Origin of the sequence: Flagellimonas olearia (genome assembly GCF_009184425.1) — a bacterium.
In the GTDB taxonomy this organism is placed as follows: domain Bacteria; phylum Bacteroidota; class Bacteroidia; order Flavobacteriales; family Flavobacteriaceae; genus Flagellimonas; species Flagellimonas olearia.
The window spans coordinates 1-445 of the sequence record NZ_WELG01000054.1; the positions used below are offsets into that span (position 1 = coordinate 1).

Annotated in this window: 1 protein-coding gene; it reads right to left on the reverse strand. The window is 37.5% G+C overall.

The genetic code is table 11. The features are described 5' to 3' along the window. Positions 1–445, reverse strand: a 445-nt coding sequence (locus F8C76_RS19895; protein ID WP_211372186.1) for a hypothetical protein, incomplete at both ends; no start/stop codon positions are given.

The window sequence follows — 445 nt, forward strand, 5'->3', positions numbered from 1 at the left end:
ATCCACATTGAAATTAGTGATGTGGATCGTTTTGCCAATGTATTCTGCAAATTCCTTAATCGGTTCATTCGTGATAGGGTGGATTTTAGGGGGTTCAATTTCTTCTAGCAAGCTATCTTTTTTCAGGCTGTATCCATTGACAAACAGAAATTCTAAAGCGAATGTTTTACTTGACACACGCAATTTTTGAGGGTTGTTTTTGCTTTTAGGGTAAGAAACATGCAAAAACATTTGATTCTTTTCAAAAGTGGTGTTGTCAATCTGCAAAACGATCCCACTGTCATTGTGCCTAAACTGATAGCCGATCAAGGTTTTCAATTCAAGAAACCTAGCTTCCATAGTGGCTTTTGCGTTTCTTTTAGCGATTTGGTTGTGAATATCCCATGCTATGAGCTTGATGTCTCTTTGAGCGCGTTGCTTGTCGGCTTGTTTTTGTTTTTTATTT